Source organism: Burkholderia metallica, from assembly GCF_001718555.1.
In the GTDB taxonomy this organism is placed as follows: domain Bacteria; phylum Pseudomonadota; class Gammaproteobacteria; order Burkholderiales; family Burkholderiaceae; genus Burkholderia; species Burkholderia metallica.
In genome coordinates, this window is sequence record NZ_CP013401.1 from 958,796 (window position 1) to 979,976 (window position 21,181).

The 21,181-nt window shown below is 65.6% G+C and carries 22 protein-coding genes; 14 read left to right on the plus strand and 8 right to left on the minus strand.

Features of this window, described 5'->3' with window-relative positions:
* Positions 1 to 254: 254 nt before the first annotated feature.
* The 5 genes from WJ16_RS34645 to WJ16_RS04305 all read left to right on the plus strand — a co-directional run bounded on the left by WJ16_RS34645 (position 255) and on the right by WJ16_RS04305 (position 6,377).
* A complete protein-coding gene (locus tag WJ16_RS34645; protein WP_157126719.1) occupies positions 255 to 899 on the plus strand; it encodes a hypothetical protein in 645 nt (214 codons plus the stop codon).
* Between the two features lie 2 nt (positions 900 to 901).
* Positions 902 to 3,067 carry an NACHT domain-containing protein gene (locus WJ16_RS34650; RefSeq protein WP_157126720.1) on the plus strand — a complete coding sequence of 722 codons (2,166 nt, stop codon included), beginning with the start codon at positions 902 to 904 and terminating at the stop codon, positions 3,065 to 3,067.
* Positions 3,068 to 3,319: 252 nt separating this feature from the next.
* Positions 3,320 to 4,078: an Imm72 family immunity protein gene (locus WJ16_RS32845; RefSeq protein WP_236858181.1), complete on the plus strand. Its 759-nt coding sequence runs from the start codon at positions 3,320 to 3,322 to the stop codon at positions 4,076 to 4,078.
* 259 nt (positions 4,079 to 4,337) lie between these two features.
* Entirely contained in the window at positions 4,338 to 4,682 is a 345-nt protein-coding gene (locus WJ16_RS04300; RefSeq protein ID WP_069255993.1) for a cupin domain-containing protein, read from the plus strand.
* Between the two features lie 528 nt (positions 4,683 to 5,210).
* On the plus strand, positions 5,211 to 6,377 hold the full coding sequence (locus WJ16_RS04305) for a mandelate racemase/muconate lactonizing enzyme family protein (RefSeq protein ID WP_069255994.1): 1,167 nt from the start codon (positions 5,211 to 5,213) through the stop codon (positions 6,375 to 6,377).
* A gap of 119 nt (positions 6,378 to 6,496) precedes the next feature.
* Here the strand turns inward: WJ16_RS04305 and WJ16_RS04310 are convergent, their stop codons facing one another.
* The gene (locus WJ16_RS04310) at positions 6,497 to 7,426 is read right to left on the minus strand and encodes a LysR substrate-binding domain-containing protein (RefSeq protein ID WP_069255995.1); all 930 of its coding nucleotides are present in this window, start codon (positions 7,424 to 7,426) and stop codon (positions 6,497 to 6,499) included.
* 171 nt (positions 7,427 to 7,597) lie between these two features.
* Between WJ16_RS04310 and WJ16_RS04315 the strand changes: the two genes are divergently transcribed.
* The 3 genes from WJ16_RS04315 (at position 7,598) to scpB (ending at position 11,011) form a co-directional block, all read left to right on the plus strand.
* The gene (locus WJ16_RS04315) at positions 7,598 to 8,920 is read left to right on the plus strand and encodes an MFS transporter (protein ID WP_069255996.1); all 1,323 of its coding nucleotides are present in this window, start codon (positions 7,598 to 7,600) and stop codon (positions 8,918 to 8,920) included.
* 61 nt (positions 8,921 to 8,981) lie between these two features.
* Positions 8,982 to 10,205: a CaiB/BaiF CoA transferase family protein gene (locus WJ16_RS04320; protein ID WP_069255997.1), complete on the plus strand. Its 1,224-nt coding sequence runs from the start codon at positions 8,982 to 8,984 to the stop codon at positions 10,203 to 10,205.
* Entirely contained in the window at positions 10,202 to 11,011 is an 810-nt protein-coding gene (gene scpB, locus WJ16_RS04325) for a methylmalonyl-CoA decarboxylase (RefSeq protein ID WP_069255998.1), read from the plus strand. Before WJ16_RS04320 ends, scpB begins: the two co-directional genes overlap by 4 nt.
* A 132-nt stretch (positions 11,012 to 11,143) precedes the next feature.
* On the opposite strand, the gene WJ16_RS04330 is transcribed toward scpB, so the two are convergent.
* The 3 genes from WJ16_RS04330 to WJ16_RS04340 form a co-directional block, all read right to left on the minus strand.
* Positions 11,144 to 11,683, minus strand: a complete 540-nt coding sequence (locus WJ16_RS04330) for a chromate transporter (RefSeq protein ID WP_069255999.1) — start codon at positions 11,681 to 11,683, stop codon at positions 11,144 to 11,146.
* Positions 11,680 to 12,291 carry a chromate transporter gene (locus tag WJ16_RS04335; RefSeq protein ID WP_069256000.1) on the minus strand — a complete coding sequence of 204 codons (612 nt, stop codon included), beginning with the start codon at positions 12,289 to 12,291 and terminating at the stop codon, positions 11,680 to 11,682. The genes WJ16_RS04330 and WJ16_RS04335 overlap by 4 nt, the downstream gene beginning before the upstream one ends.
* A gap of 181 nt (positions 12,292 to 12,472) precedes the next feature.
* A complete protein-coding gene (locus WJ16_RS04340) occupies positions 12,473 to 13,228 on the minus strand; it encodes a DeoR/GlpR family DNA-binding transcription regulator (protein WP_069256001.1) in 756 nt (251 codons plus the stop codon).
* 81 nt (positions 13,229 to 13,309) lie between these two features.
* Between WJ16_RS04340 and WJ16_RS04345 the strand changes: the two genes are divergently transcribed.
* The 5 genes from WJ16_RS04345 to WJ16_RS04365 all read left to right on the plus strand — a co-directional run bounded on the left by WJ16_RS04345 (position 13,310) and on the right by WJ16_RS04365 (position 16,307).
* Positions 13,310 to 13,909: an NUDIX domain-containing protein gene (locus WJ16_RS04345; RefSeq protein WP_069256002.1), complete on the plus strand. Its 600-nt coding sequence runs from the start codon at positions 13,310 to 13,312 to the stop codon at positions 13,907 to 13,909.
* A complete protein-coding gene (locus tag WJ16_RS04350; RefSeq protein ID WP_069256003.1) occupies positions 13,906 to 14,286 on the plus strand; it encodes a DUF4406 domain-containing protein in 381 nt (126 codons plus the stop codon). The genes WJ16_RS04345 and WJ16_RS04350 overlap by 4 nt, the downstream gene beginning before the upstream one ends.
* Before the next feature lie 184 nt (positions 14,287 to 14,470).
* Positions 14,471 to 15,343 (plus strand): SIR2 family NAD-dependent protein deacylase, encoded by an 873-nt coding sequence (locus WJ16_RS04355; protein WP_069256004.1) that lies wholly within the window; start codon positions 14,471 to 14,473, stop codon positions 15,341 to 15,343.
* A gap of 200 nt (positions 15,344 to 15,543) precedes the next feature.
* Positions 15,544 to 15,930, plus strand: coding sequence for a fluoride efflux transporter CrcB (gene crcB / locus WJ16_RS04360; RefSeq protein ID WP_069256005.1), 387 nt, complete (start codon positions 15,544 to 15,546; stop codon positions 15,928 to 15,930).
* 23 nt (positions 15,931 to 15,953) lie between these two features.
* Positions 15,954 to 16,307 (plus strand): DUF190 domain-containing protein, encoded by a 354-nt coding sequence (locus tag WJ16_RS04365; RefSeq protein WP_069256006.1) that lies wholly within the window; start codon positions 15,954 to 15,956, stop codon positions 16,305 to 16,307.
* 12 nt (positions 16,308 to 16,319) lie between these two features.
* On the opposite strand, the gene WJ16_RS04370 is transcribed toward WJ16_RS04365, so the two are convergent.
* Both WJ16_RS04370 and WJ16_RS04375 read right to left on the minus strand, forming a co-directional pair.
* Complete coding sequence (locus WJ16_RS04370) at positions 16,320 to 16,883, minus strand: YggT family protein (RefSeq protein ID WP_027788138.1); 564 nt, start codon at positions 16,881 to 16,883, stop codon at positions 16,320 to 16,322.
* Positions 16,884 to 16,959: 76 nt separating this feature from the next.
* A complete protein-coding gene (locus WJ16_RS04375) occupies positions 16,960 to 17,889 on the minus strand; it encodes a Rossmann-like and DUF2520 domain-containing protein (protein ID WP_069257953.1) in 930 nt (309 codons plus the stop codon).
* A 470-nt stretch (positions 17,890 to 18,359) separates the two neighbouring features.
* Between WJ16_RS04375 and WJ16_RS04380 the strand changes: the two genes are divergently transcribed.
* Complete coding sequence (locus tag WJ16_RS04380; protein ID WP_006488565.1) at positions 18,360 to 18,656, plus strand: hypothetical protein; 297 nt, start codon at positions 18,360 to 18,362, stop codon at positions 18,654 to 18,656.
* A 124-nt stretch (positions 18,657 to 18,780) separates the two neighbouring features.
* On the opposite strand, the gene WJ16_RS04385 is transcribed toward WJ16_RS04380, so the two are convergent.
* Both WJ16_RS04385 and WJ16_RS04390 read right to left on the minus strand, forming a co-directional pair.
* Complete coding sequence (locus WJ16_RS04385; protein ID WP_069256007.1) at positions 18,781 to 19,449, minus strand: LysE family translocator; 669 nt, start codon at positions 19,447 to 19,449, stop codon at positions 18,781 to 18,783.
* Positions 19,450 to 19,506: 57 nt separating this feature from the next.
* Positions 19,507 to 21,063 (minus strand): UbiD family decarboxylase, encoded by a 1,557-nt coding sequence (locus WJ16_RS04390; protein ID WP_069256008.1) that lies wholly within the window; start codon positions 21,061 to 21,063, stop codon positions 19,507 to 19,509.
* Positions 21,064 to 21,181 lie beyond the last annotated feature (118 nt).

Here is a 21,181-nt window from a genome sequence, read left to right on the forward strand (position 1 = left end):
GCCGCGTCCGAAGCCAGATATCATCGAGGGTCCGCCAAAAATAAACGACACACCCGCCCAAGCACCCTCGGAGGTGGTGAACCAAGCGCACCGTCTCCAGCAGGCACGCGGGCGCTACTGTAAGGTATGATCCGCGTATTCGGGGGCAACGATTGAACGGTATATATGCGTCCATCGGAAGAAGACAGCTGTTTACTAACTTTTATCAAAAGCCCGTACATTAATCTTGCGGCGATGTAGCGCTGAAAGTGCCTATGATTACTGCATACACGTTTATTGATTGGGACAGCGCTAGGCGAATTGTTCGACCGAAATGGAAGTCGTCCGACGAGCAAAAAGTAACGCTGAAGGATCGAGTGTCAAACGTGGAGGAGTGCTTTTCGGAACTTCAATCACGTGTCGCCGCCAAGCTAAGCGACATCGAACCAGGTCAGCAAATTCGAATTGTCAAGAACCGAATCTATCACGGTTGGCATAGCGGGAAGACGGAGACTTTGGATCGGAGGGCTTGGGAAGATGCTGTTCCTAAATTGCGTCCAGTTGTAGGCAAAAAAATCTCATTTCTCGCAGATGTGGAATACGGCAACATTCTGAGTTGCGGTGGTCAGCGCCTCCCACTATTTGATACGCTTCGTCATCGCGAAGGGGGCGGCGATCAACAGAAAATGGTTGACACTGCACTCGTTTCGGATCTTCTCAGTTATTGCCGCACGGAAAGCCGGAATTTTAAACGTGGCCAGAGGCCAGACTCGATGGCGATTGTTGTCGGAGATGACGATGATCTTCTGCCTGGGGTTATCGTCGCTGAGCAATGGGGCTTGCCGACCTACGTGTTTAGAGTGACTCGCGAGGACGAGAGCAAGCATCTGAATATCGCGGGCCTCACATACAAGCTATAGATATGAATGAACAACAATCTTTGTGGCAGGACATCATCGACTTTGCTGACCCATTCACAGAGCAAAAGATTAAGCGTATTCAGGGAAAGAGTCGAATTAGCTTGATCCGCAATGGGCGCGACGTCGTCTACGAAATGAATCCAGAAACGAGGATCATCACAGCAAAGCATCGCGATAGAACATACCCAAATATGCGATCGCTTCTCGCCTCCGATGAATTTGCCAATATTGCTAAATTCGCCGAGACACAGCGTCGCCTCTTCGACAGGCAAACTAGCATTCTTGCAATGCCCTCGAATATCGAACTCGACGGCGTAGTGGCGACATCCGTTGAGTTGGCAGATAGCGTCAGAGCTGGCTCTGAGAAGACTGTTCTAGTTTTATTGGATGGCCCAGCCGGAGTTGGCAAGACATTTCAAATTGAGCAGCTCGCCCGCGGCCAAGCAGCGAAATGTGCGCGCGGAGACGTTGTCCCGCCAGTGCTCCATATATCGAGCCGAGGCCGGCGTTTATCAAATCTTCGCGATGTTCTTGCCGCTACGACTCAAGAAATGGGAGCAGCGTTCGGAGCACGGCAGGTGCCAATACTCGTAAGGCATGGTTTGTTGGTGGCTGCTATCGACGGGTTTGATGAGCTTGTCGACGCGGATGGATATGAGGATGCATGGAGTGCACTTAAGGAATTCATCGACGACGTCGGTAGCGGTGGCGCAATGATCCTCGCAGCCCGAGATACATTTGTTGAGGAACAAGAACTATTGCGGCGAATAGAACGCGCGGATGGTGGCGTTCTTCTACGCATGGGACACATCCAACCTATATCATCCGCCGAAGCCAAGCATTGGCTCGTTAAAGCTGCCAATTGGAAGACTACAGATATTGAGGCGGATATTACCGCGGATATCCTGCACGAGGGCAGCTATGCGTTGCGTCCTTTCTTCCTTCGGTCGCTAGGAGAAGCTGGTGGTTGGATGAATGTCTTGGACACGGGGCCGCGAACGTTCCTAGCTGAAAGCTTTGTCCGGCGTGAGTCCAAGTTGATTGCTCAACAATTGGGTGGCGTTACGGCCACTGAAATTGAGCCGGCGTTGACTAGTTTGTTTCAAGAAATTGCCCTTGAAATGGCAGCACGGGAAACCGACTCTATCGAAGTCGATCACCTTGCATTCCTAATCCAGTACTGCTTCGAGGAAGTGCTTGACGAGAAGCAAATTAGAAAGCTATCGCATAAGGCCGGAAGCTTCGCGTTACTTGAGCCAACGTTGACCAAGGAGCGACGCAAGTTCACACACACTGAACTTCAATATTATTTTTTGGGCGGAGCGCTTCTCAAGACTTTGGCGTCTCGTTCTGTTCCGATGGTTCTGCGGCGGTCAGCCGTAGTCGGCGAGCATCTAGAAGTATTCGCTGAGGTTTTTGCGAATAACGAGAGCAGGGCAAGAAAGGCTGCGGAGTTTCTTTCGGTAGTGGTTAGTACCGATATTTCTGCTGATAGTTTGGCGACCAATGGAGGGGCGATCCTTATTCTTGCATTTTCTTTGGGGCTCATTGATCGCCTAGATTATTTAACTGTAATCGACGCAATTTTTGCCGGAGACTCACCGGAAGGCGTGTTTGCTGAGTCTAATGCAAGTCGGCTAGATGTCTCTGACGCTAATATTTCACAAGTTGAATTTACTAATGTTAGAGTCGGGACATTGGTTGTTTCTCCGTCAACAACCTTTGGTAGTAGCATTCCGGAATTGGACGTTCTGGAAATTCGTTCGGAAAATGGCGCGGTGATTGAGCGAGAGCGGGAGAGAGTCCAGGATTTCATCTCGGCACGCACGTTTTCGGACAAATTGTCTGTATATTCAAATAGTCCATCAAGCATACTTTTGGAACGGGTTGCCCGACGTGCGATGAGATATTTTTACCTTCGGCAGCATGGCGATGACGACGAGGGATCAGTCCTTTTAAAGGATGAGCATTGGCCCAATGTAAAGCTCGTACTTGAAAAGCATGGACGTATTGAGGTGAAGAAGGGGCGGCCAATGCACGGTAGACCTTCGCCGCTCCTTCGAATTGTAAATCCGGTGGCACTTCTAGATTATAAAAATCAGGAAACGCAACGGATATTTGATGAATTGGTGGAGATGGAGGGGCGGCAATCGAGTGGAGGAAATTAATCGTTTGGTTTCGTAAGAGAGGTCGGAAAGTTATCGCGTCGGATTGCCAAGGCTAGTCAAATCCACAACTCGCATATGCGAAGAAAAATTGAACACAATGGGTAGGCGGTGCTACCGGAGCCTTCGGTAGCGAGCCGCCGCTGTTGTCTTCGTGATTTGCGGGTCATATAACCGGTAACCAGCGGCATACACTGCGTTTGCTCCTCGTCTTGGGCAGCCGACCGCATAGGAAGCCAGCAGGGTGGCGACCTGTTGTTTGGACGGAGCGCGCTTGAAATCGGTCGCAAATACGATCTGTTTTTTCATTCACTGGGACTGAAGGACACCAACTTTTCGGACCCGGTGTATGCCACCGGGTTCGCCGAGGGAGTATGGATCGAGAGATTGATTTGCTACGCGCTCAAGTGCACGGTCGGATTCGGTTATACCGGGATGCTTGCATACGGAACACGTGCGGATGGCGGGACCCGGGTATTTGAGCACTGGACCTATGAATCCATGTTTGAAAATGCGCCCCTGCCTGCATGGCGGTATTGGCCGCCCGGTCGCACCTATCCCGCATCGCTTCCTCCCTGTCCACCGAAGAACGAATCCGCAAGCGGTGAGATTTACAGCGATCAGGAGATTCCTGTCGAGGGTATCTGGGAGCCGTGGTTTCCGTCCGGCAAGGTGGGCTGTCCGAGCTACTTCCTCAAAGGCAGTATTGCCCACAAGTACCTGTTAGAAGGTACGAACGACGAACATGTGGTGCGCTGGCGGCTGCTGTGGGAGGACAAGCGCTACCGTGATGGCAGCATTCCAGCGGAGGAGGAAACCTACTTCCCCACGCACGTCGCGCAACCGAGGCTACGGGTGCTGCCCGGAGAGCCTTGTCCGCGCACCGGTTACTGGCAAAGCCCGGCCGTGACAGATTCGGTTCATGTCGAGGCCGGAGCGCCTATGCCGGGGCCGCAGCGCACGGCGTGGGGGATGGTCATTTGGCATTATGCCGATCCGCAAGCGGACAATTGAATAGCTGCCGAGGTAATAGGGTATTCGCACGTGCTGTCGTCTACCCTGAAGCGGATAAAGACGCGGTTCGTCAACGCAATTTGCTCGATTGGTTGAATATGCAAATCTGGGGGCCGTTTCGCCCGAGGCAGAGGGAAGCGCGCTTGCAGACGAGCCGGTGTCGAAAATAGACGAGTCGATGTCGGACCCATACAAGTCGCGACAGCCCTTTCGCACTAACGTGACAGTCCTCTCATTCGATCGTTGCTCTGGAGCTGACATGTCCGATTTCATCACCGTTCTGCGCGAAACCTGCCCGACCCCGGTCCTCGATGCGACCAAGTGGAAGCGCATCGGCGGCGACCCGCACACCGTGAACCTCAACGCTTACGTCTCGAACGACGGCAGCAAGATCATGGGCACCTGGATCTGCACGCCGGGCAAGTTCGAGGTGAACTACGAGAAATGGGAGTACTGCCACTTCCTCGAGGGCTACTGCATCATCACGCCGGAAGGGGAAAAGGCCGTGCACCTGAAAGCCGGCGACGTGTTCGTGATCGAACCCGGCATGAAAGGGACGTGGGAAGTGGTGGAAACGGTGCGCAAGTATTTCGTCTTCGCCTGAGCACGTTGATCGGTTGACCGGAACGACCTGCGCAAAAGGCGCCGGTCGTTCCGGCGCATTGAACCGCCCCCTTCGGCCGATACCAACGAACAGGGGTTGCTGCCGGGATGACCCGCGAGGAATTTCGGCTCAACAGCACTCGTTCCAGTTCGGAAGTTCCAGTTCGGAAACAACGCGTCGAGCGTGGTCGCATGCCCGGCCGATTCGGCCATCCCGCCGATCACGCCCTCGATCGACAGCATCGCGACGCGGCGTAGCTTGGGGCCAGCCACCAGGCCCGTCTCACGACCATTCATGCCCCAGTACCGGGCGTGCTGTTCGACGAACCGCACGCCGCAGGCAGCGATCGCGTCCATACGCCGATGCGGTAAGGAGCGGCACGATTCCGCCGCTGCCGATCGAATTGCACGACGGTCGCGAGCCTGCGTGACTTCGCGCATGCGCCTATGATGCAGCGATCCGGCAGTCGCGCCGGCCGCCATGCGAGCATGACCCGCGAACACCGACCGTTTTCCCGGAACCCCGACCATGCGCATCACCGCGATCCACGAGCAAGCGATTCCCGTCCCCCGCTATGCCGATCCGGCGATCCCGTCCGGCGGCCTGACGACGAGTGTCGTAGCGGTCACCACCGACGTCGTGCGCGACGGCCGCCCCGTCACGGGCTACGGCTACGCATCGATCGGCCGCTTCGCGCAGGGCGGCCTGATCCGCGAACGGTTCGCGCCGCGCCTGCTGGCCGCCGCCGACACGCTCGCGGACGAAGCCGGCACGAACCTCGATCCGTTCCGCGCATGGCGCACGATGATGGCCGGCGAAAAGCCCGGCGGACACGGCGAACGCTGCGTGGCGGTCGGCACGCTCGACATGGCGATCTGGGATGCCGCCGCGAAAATCGCCGGCCTGCCGCTCCATCGCTTTCTCGCTGACCGGCTCGAGCGTACGGCGTCGCCGCGCGTGCGCGTGTACGCAGGCGGGGGCTACCGCTATCCGCATGACGATCTCGCGCGGCTGTCGGACGAGATGCGCCGCATCGCCGATCTCGGCTACACGCACGCGAAGATCAAGATCGGCGGCACGGATTTCGATCAGGACCGCCGCCGCATCGAAGCCGCCGCCGCGCACCTGGCAAACAGCTCGCATCTTGCGGTCGACGCGATGAACACGTACGACGCGACGACCGTCGACGCGGCCGCCGCGATGCTCGCACCGTTCGATCTCTGGTGGTTCGAGGACGTCTGCGACCCGCTCGACCTGCCGCTTCAGGCACACCTCGCCACGCGCTACGCAGCGCCGATCGCGGCCGGCGAGGCGCTGTTCTCGCTCGCGGAAGCGAAGCTGCTCGACCGCTACGGTGGCTTGCGAAACGACCGTGACGTGCTCGTGTTCGACCCGGTGCATTGCTACGGGCTGCCCGGCTATCTGCAGATCGTCGAACACTTCGCGTCGCGCGGCTGGCGGCGCGACGCGTTCTGGCCGCACGGCGGCCACCTGTTCTCGCTGCACGTCGTCGCGGCGCTCGGGCTCGGCGGCGCGGAAGTCAGTCCGTTCGCATTCCATCCGTTTAGCGGGCTCGCCGATGGCGAAACCGTCGACGCGGGATACGCACGCGTGCCGCAGGGGCCGGGCATCGGCTTCGAGCTTCATGCCGGCGCGCGCGACGTGTTTCGTACGGTATCGATGTCCGACCGCTGACCCTTAAAGCGCGTCGATCGCGAAACGCACCGCGAAGCCGAGCATCATCGCCGCGACGAAGAAATTGAGCACGCGCCATGCGAAAGAACCACGCGCGGCACGTGCCCGCGCTGCGCCGCTCACGCACGGCCGGCATTGCCGGCCGCCCACTCCGGCCGCTGCCCGAGCGTGTCGAACAGCCGGACGATCTCCGCTTTCACCTTCAGCACCGCGTTGCTGACGAGCGCCGTATCGTGCCAGCACAGCGACAGGTCGCGCGCGAACAGCCGGTGCGCGACCGTCGACAGCTTGAGCTTGCGCTCCTCGATCTCGACGTGCGCGGCCGTCCACGGCAGGATCGTCACGCCGAGCTGTGCCATCACGGCCGCGAACAGCAGCCCGGTCGAGCTCGCCTCGAAGCTGATTTCGTACGACAACCCGGCCTCGCGCATCGCCCAGTCGACCCGGTTGCGGATCGTGTTCGGCGCGCTCGGCAGCACGAGCGGCATCCGCGCGATCGCGTCGAGCGGCACGGGATCGTCCGGCACCGGAAACCCGGGCCACGTGATCAGGTACAGCGTCTCGGTCAGCAGCCGGTGGACTGCGATGCCGCGCGTTTCCACCGCATCGACGACGATCGCGAGATCGAGCCGCGCGCGTTCGAGCAGCGTGTCGAGATCGGCGCTCGGCGCGTCGATCAGTTCCAGCATGATGCCGGGAAAGCGGTCGCGCACCGCGCGGGCGAGCGGAATGGCCAGCACGCGCGCGGTGCTCGACGGCATGCCGACCGTCACGCGGCCCTGCGGCGTGTCGGCGTCGCGGCGCAGCAGCTCGCGCGTGCCGTCGGCCTGACGCAGCAGTTCGAGCGCGTGCCGGTACAGCGTGCGGCCGGCGGCGGTCGGCGCGACGCCGCGCACGCTGCGTTCGAGCAACTGCATCCCCAGATCCTGTTCGAGATTGCGCATCTGCTGGCTCACCGCCGGCTGCGCGACGTGCAGCGCCTCGCTCGCATGCGTGACGTTGCCGCATTCGACGACCTTCACGAAATAGCGCAACTGTCTCAAGTCCATCGTCGCCGTCTCCCGATTCAAGCCATAAGCCAATCCGATCGAGCAAGATGAATATCATATTTTTCTGCGATCGATAGGGTTTCTATACTCGTCTCACAAAAGAGCCCGACTGCCGGCCATCCCGGACCGGACGCGGCGAAAGCGCCGGCCCACGCCGGCAAGGAGACGAAGATGTTCAAGGCGATCGACGCGCCCGCCGCCGGCGCGAAGCCGCGGCGCACGCCGCTCACGCGCGAGCAGGTCAAGGGCTTCTGGGCCGTGTATGCGGGCTGGGTGCTCGACGGCGTGGATTCGGTGATCTACGCGCTGGTGCTGATTCCGGCGCTGACCGAACTGCTGCCGGCGTCCGGCATCGCGGCGACGCCCGCGAATCTCGGGATGTACGGCTCGATCCTGTTCGCGCTGTTCCTGATCGGCTGGGGGCTGTCGTTCATCTGGGGGCCGCTCGCCGACCGCTTCGGCCGCGTGCGCACGCTCGCCGCGAGCATCCTGATCTACTCGGTGTTCACCGGCGCGGCCGCGTTCGTGCACGACGTGTGGGCGCTGGCCGCGTGCCGGTTGATCGCCGGGATCGGCGTCGGCGGCGAATGGGCGCTCGCGGGCACCTACGTGGCCGAGAGCTGGCCGGAGGACCGTCGCAAGATGGGCGCCGGCTATCTGCAGACGGGCTACTACTTCGGCTTCTTCATCGCGGCGTGCCTGAACTATACGATCGGCGCGACCTACGGCTGGCGCGCGATGTTCCTGTGCGGGCTCGCGCCCGCGCTGCTCGCGGTGTTCACCGTGATGCGCGTGAAGGAGCCGGGGCAGTGGCGCCGCCACGATGCGCGCGACGGCGACGCCGCGCAGGCGAAGCGTGCGCATCCGCTGCGCGAGATCTTCGCGCCGGCGTTCCTGCGCCGCACGCTGACGAGCGCGAGCCTCGTCGGCGTCGCGATCGTCGGGCTGTGGGCCGGCTCCGTCTACGAGGCGAGCGCGGTCAGCACGCTGGCGGCGCGCGCGGGCATCGACCACATCGGCGCAATGCGGCTCGCGTCGGTCGGCGCGGCGATCCTGTCGTGCGCGACGATCGCCGGCTGCCTGGTCGCGCCGTGGCTGTCCGAACGGCTCGGCCGGCGCACCGCGCTCGGCGTGTATTTCGCGGGCATGGCCGCATCGATCGTGTTCGCGTTCGGCTGGGCGTTCTACCAGCCGAACGGGCTCACGGCGTTCATGGTGTCGCTCGCGTTCCTCGGTTTCTTCGGCGGCAACTTCGCGATCTTCTCGTTGTGGCTGCCCGAGCAGTACCCGACACGCGTGCGCGCCACCGCGTTCGCGTTCAACGCGTCGGTCGGCCGCTTCATCGGCGCGGGCGTGAACTTCCTGCTCGGCGCCGCGATTCACGGCTACGGATCGCTCGGCGTGCCGGTCGCATGGACCGCGGCCGTGTTCGGGCTCGGCATCCTGATCCTGCCGTTCGCGGTCGAAACGCGCCACCAGACGCTGCCCGAATGAGCGGCGCGCCGCGATCGTTCGGGAACGAGCTACACCTCATCATCAATATCAGGAGTCCGGAATGCAGGCATTACAAGGAATCAGGGTCGTCGATCTGAGTCGCGCGCTGTCGGGGCCGTTCTGCTCGATGGTGCTCGCCGATCTCGGCGCCGACGTGATCAAGGTCGAGTCGGGGCCGCACGGCGACATGAGCCGCGCATGGGGGCCGTTCGATCGCGGCGTGAGCACGTACTACCTGTCCTGCAACCGCAACAAGCGCGGTATCTGCGTGGATTTCCGGCAACCGGCCGGTCTCGACGTCGTGCGCCGGCTGATCGCGCAGGCCGACGTCGTGATCGAGAATTTCAAAGCCGGCACGATGGATGCGATGGGGCTCGGCTATGCGGCGCTGAGTGCGCGCGATCCGCGGCTCGTGATGGGCAGCGTCACCGCGTTCGGCCCGCGCGGGCCGCTGCGCGACTGGCCGGGCTTCGACCAGATCGCGCAGGGCTATGCGGGGCTGATGAGCGTCACCGGTTTCCCCGACGGCGAGCCGACTCGCACGGGCACGGCGATCGGCGATCTCAGCTCGGGTATATGGGTCGCGACCGGCGTGACGGCCGCGCTGTTCGAGCGTGAGCGGACGGGGCGCGGGCAGCATGTCGGCACGTCGCTGCTCGAGAGCCTCGTGTCGCTGTTGAGCGTGCACGGGCAGCGCTACCTGAGCCTCGGCGACGTGCCGCGCCGCACCGGCAATGCGCATGCGGTGATCGCGCCGTACGGCGTGTTCGAGACGGCCGACGGGCCGCTCAATCTCGCGCCGATCACGACCGACATGTGGCTGCGGCTGTGCCAGCTGCTGGATCTGCCCGAGCTGCCGAACGATCCGCGTTTCGCGACCAACGATGCACGCGTCGCGCACCGCGACGAACTGAAAGCGTTGCTCGAAAGCCGGCTGCGCACGCGCGGCAAGCGCGAATGGACGCAGCGTTTCGTCGACGCCGGGCTGCCGGCCGGGCCGATCAATACGCTCGACGAAGTGTTCGACGATCCGCAACTCGCGCATTGCGGGCTGGTCGAGCCGGTTGCGCATCCGACGCTCGGCACGCTGCGGCAGGTCGTCACGCCGCTCGGCGGGATGGGGGACGAACTGCTGGAGCCGCGCACGCGCCATGCGCCGCCGCTGCTCGGCGAGCATACGGTCGACGTGCTGCGCGAAGCCGGCTACGACGACGATACGATCGACGCGCTGCTGGCCGCGCGCGCGATCTTTCAGGCCGAAGCGCCGGTGGAGGCCGCGCAATGAGCGATACGACAAAACACGACCGAGCGTCGAACGTCACGGTCGACATGATCGGCCAACGGATCGCGCGCGTGCGGTTCGCGAATCCCGCGCGACGGCATGCACTCGACGCACCGTTGCTCGATGCGCTCGTCGCGCGACTCGATACGCTGGCCGCGCACCGTCCGCCGCCCGTCGTGATCCTGTCGAACGACGGCAGCGGCGACGTGTGGAGCGCGGGGCACGACCTGCGTGAGCTGGCCGACGATCGCGATCCGCTCGCGTACGGCAAGCCGCTCGAACGTGCGCTGCGCCGCGTGCGGACCTATCCGGGCGCGGTGATCGCGGCGGTGTCGGGGTCCGCGTGGGGCGGCGCGGTCGATCTCGTGATGAGCTGCGACCTGGTGGTCGCGTCGCGCGACGCGCGTTTCGCGATGACGCCGGCGAACATCGGCCTGCCGTATTCGACGAGCGGATTGCTGCGTTTCCACGACAACCTGCCGATCCACGTGCTGAAGGAGATGTTCTTCTGCGCGCAGCCGCTAGACGCGGAGCGCGCCGCGCATCACGGGCTCGTGAACCGGCTGGCGGAAGCCGGCGGCGTCGACGAGGCGGCGCTCGACGTCGCACGCACGATCGCCGCGAAGGCGCCGCTCGCGGTGTATGCGGTGAAGGAGCAGTTGCGCGTGCTGCAGGACGCGCGACCGTTGCCGGCCGACGCGTTCGAGCGGATCGCCGAGCTGCGCCGGCACGCGTGCGCCGGCGCGGATTTCGACGAAGGGCTGCGGGCGTTTGCGGAGCGCCGCGCGCCGGTGTTTCGCGGGGTGTAGGCGAGGTGTCGTGCGAGCCGGACATCCAAGCGGTGAAAGGCACCGGTATCGGCTGCGTCGTTCGCGGTTGCCGGCGCGTGCCACGCTGTCGCATCGCATCGCATCGCATCGCCGTCGCACATTCCGTGCCGGCTACATGCCGAGCGCATGCATGCCGACCAGCAACAACGCGCCGACCGCGATCAGCAGCAGCGCATGAACGCGCGTATAGATCACGCACAGCGTCGACGCGACCGCGATCGCGCGAGCGGCCCAGCCGCCGTCGAGCGCCTGCAGCAACACCCACACCGACGCGAGGATCATGCCGGCCGCGACCGGGCGCAGGCCGGCTTCGAGCGCGATCTGCCAGCGCGCGCCCTGGTGGCGGCGCCACAGATGCGCGACGCCGTAGATCAGGAACGCGGTCGGGCCGAACAGCGCGAGCGTCGCGATCACCGCGCCCCAGAAGCCGGCCACCTGCCAGCCGATCAACGTCGCCAGCAGCGAGCCGGGGCCCGGCGCCATCCGCGCGATCGCGAAGTCGTTCACGAATTGCGTGGCGGTCATCCAGTGATGCACGTCGACGACCTGTCGCTGGATGTCGGCGATGATCGCCTGTCCGCCGCCGATCGTCGCGATCGACAGCGGCGCGAACACGCCGAACAGCGCGGCGTAGCGCTGCGACGCAGTCATCGCGTGTCGCTCCCGGTCGGTGTCGCGGCCGCACGGCGGTATTCGAGTGCGACGCTCAGCGTGCCGCCGACCAGCACGGTCCATACGAGCGGCCAGTGCAGCACCGCGACCGAGACGAAGGTCAGCGCCATCACCGCGAACGGCAGTGCGCGGCGCGGCAGCCGGCGCACGGCGGTGATCGCCATCGAGATCGACAGCCCGATCGCCGCGGCCGCGGCGCCTGCGAGCGCGACATGCGTGAGCGGAAAGCGCGTGAGGGTCGAGAACGCGATGCCGAACAGCACGATCAGCACGGCCGGCGGCGCGATGATGCCGGTGAAGCCGGCCACCGCGCCGCGCCATCCGGCGAGCCGGTAGCCGATCCAGATCGCGAGGTTCTTCACGTTGACGCCCGGCAGCGCCTGCGACAGCGCGAGACCGTTGAGGAACGCCTCCTCGTCGAGCCAGCGTCGCTCGTACACGAAGTCGCGCATCATCCGGCCGCTGAGCCCGCCGCCGAAGCTGGTCAGGCCGATCTGCGAGAACGCGATGAACAGCGCGAGGACGCCGGGCGGCGGTGCATCGCCCGCAGGCGGTGTTGGGAAAGGGGCGGCGGAGGGCGGAGGCATCGGACGGGCGGTGCGTGGCGGTTGGGCGGGTGCCCATGTTAGCAAGCGGATACTGTCAGCCCGCTGACAGGGGGGGGCGATGAAGGCGGGTGGGCTCGACGGTGGTGTTACAGCGTGTTCGGGGCATCGCGCGCCCGCAGATCCGACAGATCCAGCCCGTCCAGCGCAGCCGCACCCCCCACTACGCGCGCACGATCGTCACCCCCGCGGCCTCGATCGGCGTCGTCAATTCGGCGGCGGTTTCCTTTTCGACCACCACGGTATGCGCCAGCGTGATTTCGCCGATCACGAACTGCGATGCCGCGCGCAGCTTCGACTGCGACGCGAGCACGACCGTTTCGGCCGCGCGTTCGGCCAGCGCGCGCTTGATCGCCGCTTCCTCGAAATCGCCGGTGCTGAGCCCCGCGACCGGATGCACGCCCGTGACGCCCATGAAGTAGAGGTCCGCATGGATGCGCGCAATGCCTTCCATGGCCGCCGCGCCGACGGCGACGATCGAATGCTTGTAGAGCCGCCCGCCGATCAGGATCACGTCGATCGACGGATGCGCGGCGAGTGCGACCGCGACACTCGGGCTGTGCGTGACGATCGTCGCGCGCAGATCGGCCGGCAACTGGCTGACGAGCAGCGCCGAAGTCGTGCCGCCGTCGACGATCGCCACCTGTCCGGGCGCGATCATCGCCGCGGCGCGCCGCGCGATGCGCCGTTTTTCGGCCGTCTCGAGCGCCTCGCGCTGCGCGAACGGCGCAACGGCCGGCGACGCCGGCAGCGCGCCGCCATGCACGCGCTGCAGCAGGCCTTCGGCCGCGAGCTCGCGCAGGTCGCGGCGGACCGTGTCTTCGGATACGCCGAATTGCGCGCTCAACTCGACCGCCAGCACCTGGCCGTCGCGCGCGAGTGCGTCGAGGATCGCTTTCTTGCGTTGTGTCGTCAGCATCGCGGTTGCACGAATTTTCTTGAAGTTGCACGAATATGCACGTTACCATGGGCCCCGTCTTTTGTCGAACGGGAGGCCGGAATGGCTGCAACACGCGACCGGGTCCGCATCGTCGATACGACGGTGCTGTCCGATGACTGGTATGTGCTGAAGAAGGTGACGTTCGATTTCCTGCGTCGCGACGGGACGTGGCAGCGCCTGAGCCGGGAGACTTACGATCGCGGCAACGGCGCGACGATCCTGCTGCGTCATGCCGATACGGGCGACGTGCTGCTGACGCGCCAGTTCCGGATGCCGGCATTCGTCAGCGGGCACGACGGCATGCTGCTCGAGACCGCGGCCGGCCTGCTCGACGACGCGACGCCCGAAGTGCGCATCCGCGCCGAGGCCGAAGAGGAGACCGGCTATCGCGTGCGTGGCGTGCGCAAGGTGTTCGAAGCGTTCATGAGCCCGGGCTCGGTGACGGAGAAGCTGCATTTCTTCGTCGGTGAATACGATGCGTCGCTGCGCGCCGGCGAAGGCGGCGGCGTCGCGGAAGAGGGCGAGGATCTCGAGGTCGTCGAGATGCCGCTGCAGGCGGCGCTGGACGCGATCGAGCGCGGCGAGATCGTCGATGCGAAGACGATCATGCTGCTCCAGTACGTCGCGCTGCGGGAAACCGCCGACGTGCGCACGGCATGACGCCGCTGCTCGTGCTGGTCGCCGGCCCTTATCGCAGCGGCACGGACGGCGACCCCGCGCGCATCGCCGCGAACCTGCACCGGCTGGAGGCGGCGGCGCTCGCCGTGTATCGCCGCGGGCACGTGCCGATGATCGGTGAGTGGGTGTCGCTGCCGCTCGCCGTCGCGGCCGGGTCGCGACAGGTCGGCGATGCGATCAGCGAAGCGTTCCTGTATCCGGCCGCGCACCGGCTGCTGCGTCGTTGCGATGCGGTGTGGCGGATCGACGGTGCGTCGCGCGGGGCCGACGCGGATGTCACGCTTGCGCGGCGGCTCGGCAAGACGGTCTATTTCTCGGTCGACGAGATTCCGGTCGTGCAGGACGATTCGGATCACTGAACAGGCCGCGAGGGGGTGGGCCTTGAGACGGCCGGCGGTGCCTCGTTTCGTGTCGGCGGCCGCACTATTTGAGGCGAGGCAAGCATCACGTCATGGCGTCGCATCGCGCACGCCGCGCTGCGCGCGAACCGGCGTATGATCGCGACGATTCCCGCGCTTCGTTCGACGCTACCTCCGCCCCATCATGCCGTTTCCCGACTCCGCCAACGCCGACGCTGACGCCGCCACCGCGCACCTGCCCCCCGAGCTCGTCGCCTCCGCCGTTGCCGCGCTCGCGCGCGCCGACGCGTTGCTCGTGACCGCCGGCGCCGGTATCGGCGTCGATTCCGGGCTGCCCGATTTTCGCGGCACGGACGGATTCTGGCGCGCGTATCCGGCGCTGCGCCACGAGCGTTTCGAATTCCACGAGATCGCGTCGCCGCACGCGTTCCGAGCGCGCTCGCCGCTCGCATGGGGCTTCTATGGGCATCGCCTCGCGCTCTATCGTGCGACGGTGCCGCATGCGGGCTTCGCAATCCTGCGCCGCTGGATCGACGCGATGCCGAACAGCGGCTTCGTGCTGACGAGCAACGTCGACGGCCAGTTCCAGAAGGCCGGTTTCGATCCGGAGCGGATCGTCGAGATCCACGGGTCGATCCATGCGATGCAGTGCCTGCGCCCGTGTTCGGACGACACGTGGGATGCGGCGTCGTTCGCGCCGGAAGTCGACGAAGCCACGTGTCGCCTCGTCGGCGACATGCCGCGCTGTCCGCACTGCGGCGGCCTTGCCCGGCCGAACATCCTGATGTTCGGCGACAGCGGCTGGCTCGGTGCGCGCTACGACGCGCAGGAGCGTGCGCTGGAAGACTGGATCGCGCGGGCCGGGCGCGTCGTCGTGGTCGAAATCGGCGCGGGTACCGCCATCCCGACCGTGCGGCTGCTTAGCGAGCGGCTCGGCGCCGACGTGATCCGCATCAACGCGCGCGAAGCGCATGCGCGCCGGGCGGACGTGATCGGCTTGAAGGGCGGTGCGCTGGCGACGCTGAAGGTGCTCGACGCAGCCTGGCAACGCGCGTGAGCCCGCCGGCGGGCGAGACGACCCGAACGCCCCGCCGTCCAGCCGCCCGACGTCGTTGCGGGCGCGTGGCGAATCCGCATACAGTTCACCCAGTGCCGCCGCGAACGCACCACGCGCGTCCGGACGGAGGACACGGACACGGCCCCGCCAAGCCGCGGGGCGGCGGCTGATTTCAGCCGAATCATCGACCGGGAGCGCCCTTGTTCTATTCGATCGTCGCGATCTTCGTCGGCGCCGGCCTCGGCGCGTTGCTGCGCTGGTTCCTGAGCCTCGCGCTCAACGCGTTCTTTCCTGCCGTGCCGCTCGGCACGCTCGCCGCGAACCTGATCGGTGCCTACGTGATCGGCATCGCCGCAGTCGTGTTCACGATGCGCGTAGGCCTGCCGCCCGAGTGGCGGCTGTTCGTGATCACGGGCTTTCTCGGCGGCCTCACGACGTTCTCGACCTATTCGGTCGAAGTGATGACGCATGCGCTGCAGGGCGAATTCGGATGGGCGTTTGCGGTGGCTGCCCTACACTTGACTGGATCGTTCGCGCTGACGGCGCTCGGCATGTGGACCGCGCGCGCGTGGCTCGCGGCGGCCTGAGCGCGCCGCCATCGGAGGGAGCGATGGACAAGGTCTTCTTGCGCTTCTACGTGCACGAGCGGCACCGGCTGCACTGGAAGCCGCTGTGGGAATGGCTGCTGGAGGAGGCGAACCGGATGGGCGTCGCGGGCGGGTCCGCGTTTCGCGCGATGGCCGGTTTCGGTCAGCACCGCGTGCTGCACGAGGACCGCTTCTTCGAACTGCAGGGGTCGCTCGCGATCGAGGTCGAATTCATCGTCACCGAGGACGAGGCGCAGCGCTTGCTCGAGCGGCTGTCGCACGAGAAGGTGCGCGTGTGCTACGCGATGATGCCCGCGCACTTCGGCGTGATCGACACGCTTGGCGCGGCACCGCCGGCACAAGGGCCGGCGGCGTAGGGTGCGGCTGCGTCAGATGCCGAACATCGTCAGCGACACGGCCGCGCGCGTGACGATCATCAGCAGCACCTGGACGATCACGAACAGCAGGATCGGCGACAGGTCGATGCCGCCGAGATTCGGGATGACGCGGCGCAGCGGGTTCAGGAACGGTGCGGTGAGCTGGTAGAGGATCGGCATGGCCGGCGAGCGCGGATTGAGCCACGACAGCAGCGCCATCAGGATCGTCATCCAGATCACGAGATTGAGCGCCCACTTCACGACGGTGAGCAGCGCGACCACGACGAGCGTCGCGATCACCGCGGCCGGATCGAAGCCGGCCATCACGACCATCAGCACGACGTAGACGAGCGCGGTGAGCAGCGCGGCGACGACGCTGGCCCAGTCGATGCCGCGCACGCCCGCGATCACGCGGCGCAGCGGCAGCACGAGCCAGTTGGTCGCCTGCAGCACGGCCTGCGTGACGGGGTTGTACGGCGGCACGCGGACGGCCTGCATCCAGACGCGCAGGATCAGCGCGGCGCCGAACAGCGTGAAGATGGTATTGAGCAGAAAACGGGCGATCTCGCCGAACATCGTTGGCATCCTTTTTTATACGGTCAGTAGCGTGCGGCCGCCAACGCCGGATGGCGGCGCATCGGCCGACACCTTATCACGCCTCGTCTCGCGACGGGGAGGGGGGCACGGCCATGCGCGCGAGCGACGTTTCGACGGCTTCGGCGAGCGCCGGCAGCGTCGCCGGCGGCGTGGCGCGCTGCGCGGCGAGCGCGACCGCGCGGCGCGTCAGCAGCGCGTACAGCGTCGCGTGATCGCCGCCGCGCGCCTCGAGCAGCGCGAGCTGGCGCTCGACGATGCCCGTGTCGCCGCGCGACACCGGGCCGGAGAGCGCGTTCGCGAGCCCCTTGTCGCGGGCGGTCTCGATCGTGCCGGCCAGCATCGGCAGCAGCGCGCGCAGTGCGGCGTCCTCGTCGAAACCGAGGCCGCGCCACAGTTCGACCGCTTCCGCCAGCCCGCACAGCGCGAAGCTCGCCGCGTAGTGCGCGGCCGCGTGATAGAGCATCCGGCCGCCGGCCGGAATCGACAGCGGATGGCAGCCGAGTGCGGCAGCAAGTCGCATCAGCGTGGCGTGCAATGCGCCGTCGGCTTCGATTGTGACCGAGCAGCCGTCGATGCGGGCGAGGTCGGCATCGGTGCCGCCGAACAGGTAGAGCGGATGGAAGCCGCCGGTGGCCGCGCGTTGCCGTTTCGCCGGATCGAGCAGCGCGACCGCCGACGCGCCGCTGCAATGAACGATCGCCTGCTGCGCGGCGCGCGAAGGATCGAAGTGCAGCGCCGCGGCGGTCGACGCGAGATGGTCGTCGGGTACCGTCAGGAAGATCAGGTCGGCGGCGTCGACGACCTGCTGCGGCGTGTCGACCGCCCGGCAGCCGTCGATGCGCGCGGCGAGGGTCGTGGCCGACGCGGGCGTGCGGCTCGCGATCGCGACGACCGGAAAGCCGGCCTGCGCGAAGCGCTGCGCGACGCAGCGCGCGAGACGGCCGGCGCCGATGAAGCCGAGGCGGGGGGTATCGGGAACGGACATGGCAGCGGGCGTAAGCGAAAACGAAGCAACGGCCAGTATCTCAGGAATGACGGCGCGGCCGATTACGGCGCGACCGATGCGAGCGTCGGCGCCCGGCGTCGGCGGATTCGCGATCATGGAATTCGACCCCGAAACTGCCCGGCCCGACCCCCGCTTGAAATGTCGGGATCTTGTCTCAAATTTGTAATCGTTCATTACGGTCACGGGCCCGTCGCGTGCGCCGTATCCGGTAAGACTGACCGGCCTGGATGGGGTGATCCCTCTCGTCGGACGGAATCGCGCGACCGGCAAGGGTCGCCGGCCCTGCTGCGAACGACCCCGCAGCGCGGCTCCGGCCGCGTGCAATTGCAATTTGCAACAAATGCACGATACGCGAAGGGCGGGTTTTCGCTACATTGCTTCCATGCGACGTGCACGCCCGCCGTTGCCGACAGGAGCGCATAAATTACCGCTCCAGCAGGAGAATCGAAGTGAAAAAGCTCATTCCGTTCATCGCCGCCGCCGCGCTGGGCTTGGGTGCCGCAAGCGCTGCTCAGGCTCACGTGTCGATCGGGGTCGGCATCGGCATCCCGGTCGCGCCCGCTTATCCCGTCTATGCACCGCCGCCGCCCGTGTACTACGCGCCGCCGCCTCCGCCCGTCTATTACGCACCGGCGCCGGCCTACTACGCGCCGCCGCCTGCCGTGGTCGTCGGCGGCTACTATGGCCGCCCGTACTGGCGCCATGGTTACGGCGGCTGGGGCCATCACGGCTACTGGCGTCGCTGATTCGTCCCGCGCGGCCTGACCGCGCGCGGCAAAACGGCGCACCGTCCCGACAGGGGCGCTGCGCCGTTTTTCTTTTGGGCGCTATCGCCGATATCGGCGCGCGGCCCGTGCGGGCGGGGTTCGATTACACCGCGTGCACGATCAGGTCGCGGTAGCCGCCGACGATCACGCTGTACGAGAAATACGCGAACAGCAGCGCCGACGCGATGTGACACGCGCGCATCAGCCCGGCGCCTGCGCGCTTGCGGCCCTGGCTCGCGAGCGTGCACATGAAGAGCGTCCACGCGAGCCCGCCGAGAAAGAATCCCGACAGGAACACCGATGCGGTGGCCGGCGTGGTCGCGCCGGCTTTCGCGATCAGCGCGCCGCCGACCGCCGCGAACCACAGGATCGCGCTCGGCGACGACATCGCGAGCAGCATCCCGCGCAGGAAACTGCGCCGCGCACTGGCGCGCGGCTGCGGCGTATCTTCCGCTTCGTCGCCGGTGGCCTTGGCCGGCGCGAGCGCTTCGCGCGCCATCTTCCACGTGAGGAACAGCAGCACCGCGCCGCCGCCGATCCACACGATCCAGCGCACGGGCTCGAACTGCAGCAGCACGGCCATTCCCGCGAGCGCGAGCGCCGCATAGACGAGGTCGCCGACGCACGAGCCGATGCCGAGCCAGAAGCCCGGCCGGAAGCCGTGCGACAGCGTCAGCGACAGCATCGCGACGTTGACGAGGCCGATGTCGAGACACAGCGACAACGACAGGAAAAAGCCGTCGGACAACATGGAGGTAGGCGGAAAGGTCATCTGCGTGATTCTTGTCGGGTGGCGATCCACGGGCCGGCTATCGCCGGCCGCATCGCATCAGAGGCCGATCTCCTGCCAGAGCCGGTCGACGCGCGCCTTCACGGCGGCATCCATTTCGATCGGGCGGCCCCATTCGCGGTTCGTCTCGCCGGGCCACTTGTTGGTCGCGTCGAGCCCCATCTTCGAGCCGAGGCCGGCCACCGGCGACGCGAAGTCCAGATAGTCGATCGGCGTGCTGTCGACCATCACCGTGTCGCGCACGGGGTCGACGCGCGTCGTGATCGCCCAGATCACTTCCTTCCAGTCGCGGATGTTCACGTCCTCGTCGACGACCACGATGAACTTCGTGTACATGAACTGCCGCAGGAAGCTCCACACGCCGAACATCACGCGCTTCGCGTGGCCCGCGTAGCTCTTCTTCATCTGGACGATGGCCATCCGGTAGCTGCAGCCTTCGGGCGGCAGGTAGAAGTCGGTGATCTCGGTGAACTGCTTCTGCAGCAGCGGCACGAACACCTCGTTGAGCGCGACGCCGAGCACCGCGGGCTCGTCGGGCGGCTTGCCCGTGTAGGTGGAGTGATAGATCGCGTCGCGGCGCATCGTGATGCGCTCGACGGTGAACACCGGGAACCACTCCTGCTCGTTGTAGTAGCCGGTGTGGTCGCCGTACGGGCCTTCGAGCGCGTGCTCGTAGCTGGCCGACGCGCCACCGGCCGGGCGCGGCGGTGCACCGGCCGGAGCGGGGGCGGGCGCGCCTTCCTGCGGATAGATGAAGCCTTCGAGCACGATCTCCGCGCGTGCGGGCACCTGCAGCGTGTCGACGCCGGGCGTCAGGCACTTCGCGAGCTCCGTGCGGCTGCCGCGCAGCAGCCCGGCGAACTGGTACTCGGACAGCGAATCGGGTACGGGCGTCACCGCGCCGAGCGTGGTGGCCGGATCGGCGCCGAGCACCACCGCGACCGGATACGGTTTGCCGGGATTGCGCAGCGCGAATTCGCGGAAGTCCAGCGCGCCGCCGCGATGCGCGAGCCAGCGCATGATCAGCTTGTTGCGGCCGATCAGCTGCTGGCGATAGATCCCGAGGTTCTGCCGCGACTTGTTCGGCCCGCGCGTGACCGTCAGGCCCCACGTGACGAGCGGCCCCGCGTCGCCGGGCCAGCAGGTCTGGATCGGCAGCCGGTTCAGGTCGACGTCGGCGCCTTCCCAGACGATCTCCTGGCACGGCGGCGCCGACACCGATTTTGGCGCCATGTCCCACACGGCCTTCGCGAGCGACAGCAGCTTGCCGGCGTCCCTCAGGCTCTTCGGCGGATCGGGCTCCTTCAGCGCGGACAGCAGCCGCCCGAGATCGCGCAGCGAATCGAGCGCGGCGTCGTCGCCCGCATCGACACCCATCCCGAGCGCGACGCGGCGCGGCGTGCCGAACAGGTTGCCGAGCACCGGGAAATCGAAGCCGGTCGGCGCGTTGAACAGCAGCGCAGGGCCGCCGGCGCGCAGCACGCGGTCGCACAGCTCGGTCATTTCGAGCACGGGCGACACGGGCTGCGTGACGCGCCGCAGTTCGCCGAGCGTCTCAAGGCGCTGGGTGAAATCGCGTAAGTCTTTGTATTTCATGAAGAAGGTCCGGGCCACCCGCACGGCGGGCAGCGATGGGCGGGCGCAGCCGCCGGCTGCGGCCCCGAATCGACCGACGATTTTACCCGCGCCGCCGCAAGCCCGCCCGGCGCAGAAA

What these genes read in the sequence shown, in the direction of transcription:
- WJ16_RS04365 (WP_069256006.1), top strand. Translation starts at nt 15,954, where the DNA reads ATGGACAAGGTCTTCTTGCGCTTCTACGTGCACGAGCGGCACCGGCTG.
- WJ16_RS04300 (WP_069255993.1), top strand. Translation starts at nt 4,338, where the DNA reads ATGTCCGATTTCATCACCGTTCTGCGCGAAACCTGCCCGACCCCGGTC.
- WJ16_RS04330 (WP_069255999.1), bottom strand. Translation starts at nt 11,683, where the DNA reads ATGACTGCGTCGCAGCGCTACGCCGCGCTGTTCGGCGTGTTCGCGCCG.
- WJ16_RS04385 (WP_069256007.1), bottom strand. Translation starts at nt 19,449, where the DNA reads ATGACCTTTCCGCCTACCTCCATGTTGTCCGACGGCTTTTTCCTGTCG.
- WJ16_RS04340 (WP_069256001.1), bottom strand. Translation starts at nt 13,228, where the DNA reads ATGCTGACGACACAACGCAAGAAAGCGATCCTCGACGCACTCGCGCGC.
- WJ16_RS04305 (WP_069255994.1), top strand. Translation starts at nt 5,211, where the DNA reads ATGCGCATCACCGCGATCCACGAGCAAGCGATTCCCGTCCCCCGCTAT.
- WJ16_RS04335 (WP_069256000.1), bottom strand. Translation starts at nt 12,291, where the DNA reads ATGCCTCCGCCCTCCGCCGCCCCTTTCCCAACACCGCCTGCGGGCGAT.
- WJ16_RS34645 (WP_157126719.1), top strand. Translation starts at nt 255, where the DNA reads ATGATTACTGCATACACGTTTATTGATTGGGACAGCGCTAGGCGAATT.
- WJ16_RS04315 (WP_069255996.1), top strand. Translation starts at nt 7,598, where the DNA reads ATGTTCAAGGCGATCGACGCGCCCGCCGCCGGCGCGAAGCCGCGGCGC.
- WJ16_RS04370 (WP_027788138.1), bottom strand. Translation starts at nt 16,883, where the DNA reads ATGTTCGGCGAGATCGCCCGTTTTCTGCTCAATACCATCTTCACGCTG.
- WJ16_RS04355 (WP_069256004.1), top strand. Translation starts at nt 14,471, where the DNA reads ATGCCGTTTCCCGACTCCGCCAACGCCGACGCTGACGCCGCCACCGCG.
- WJ16_RS04320 (WP_069255997.1), top strand. Translation starts at nt 8,982, where the DNA reads ATGCAGGCATTACAAGGAATCAGGGTCGTCGATCTGAGTCGCGCGCTG.
- WJ16_RS04375 (WP_069257953.1), bottom strand. Translation starts at nt 17,889, where the DNA reads ATGTCCGTTCCCGATACCCCCCGCCTCGGCTTCATCGGCGCCGGCCGT.
- WJ16_RS04390 (WP_069256008.1), bottom strand. Translation starts at nt 21,063, where the DNA reads ATGAAATACAAAGACTTACGCGATTTCACCCAGCGCCTTGAGACGCTC.
- WJ16_RS04310 (WP_069255995.1), bottom strand. Translation starts at nt 7,426, where the DNA reads ATGGACTTGAGACAGTTGCGCTATTTCGTGAAGGTCGTCGAATGCGGC.
- scpB (WP_069255998.1), top strand. Translation starts at nt 10,202, where the DNA reads ATGAGCGATACGACAAAACACGACCGAGCGTCGAACGTCACGGTCGAC.
- WJ16_RS34650 (WP_157126720.1), top strand. Translation starts at nt 902, where the DNA reads ATGAATGAACAACAATCTTTGTGGCAGGACATCATCGACTTTGCTGAC.
- WJ16_RS04345 (WP_069256002.1), top strand. Translation starts at nt 13,310, where the DNA reads ATGGCTGCAACACGCGACCGGGTCCGCATCGTCGATACGACGGTGCTG.
- WJ16_RS04350 (WP_069256003.1), top strand. Translation starts at nt 13,906, where the DNA reads ATGACGCCGCTGCTCGTGCTGGTCGCCGGCCCTTATCGCAGCGGCACG.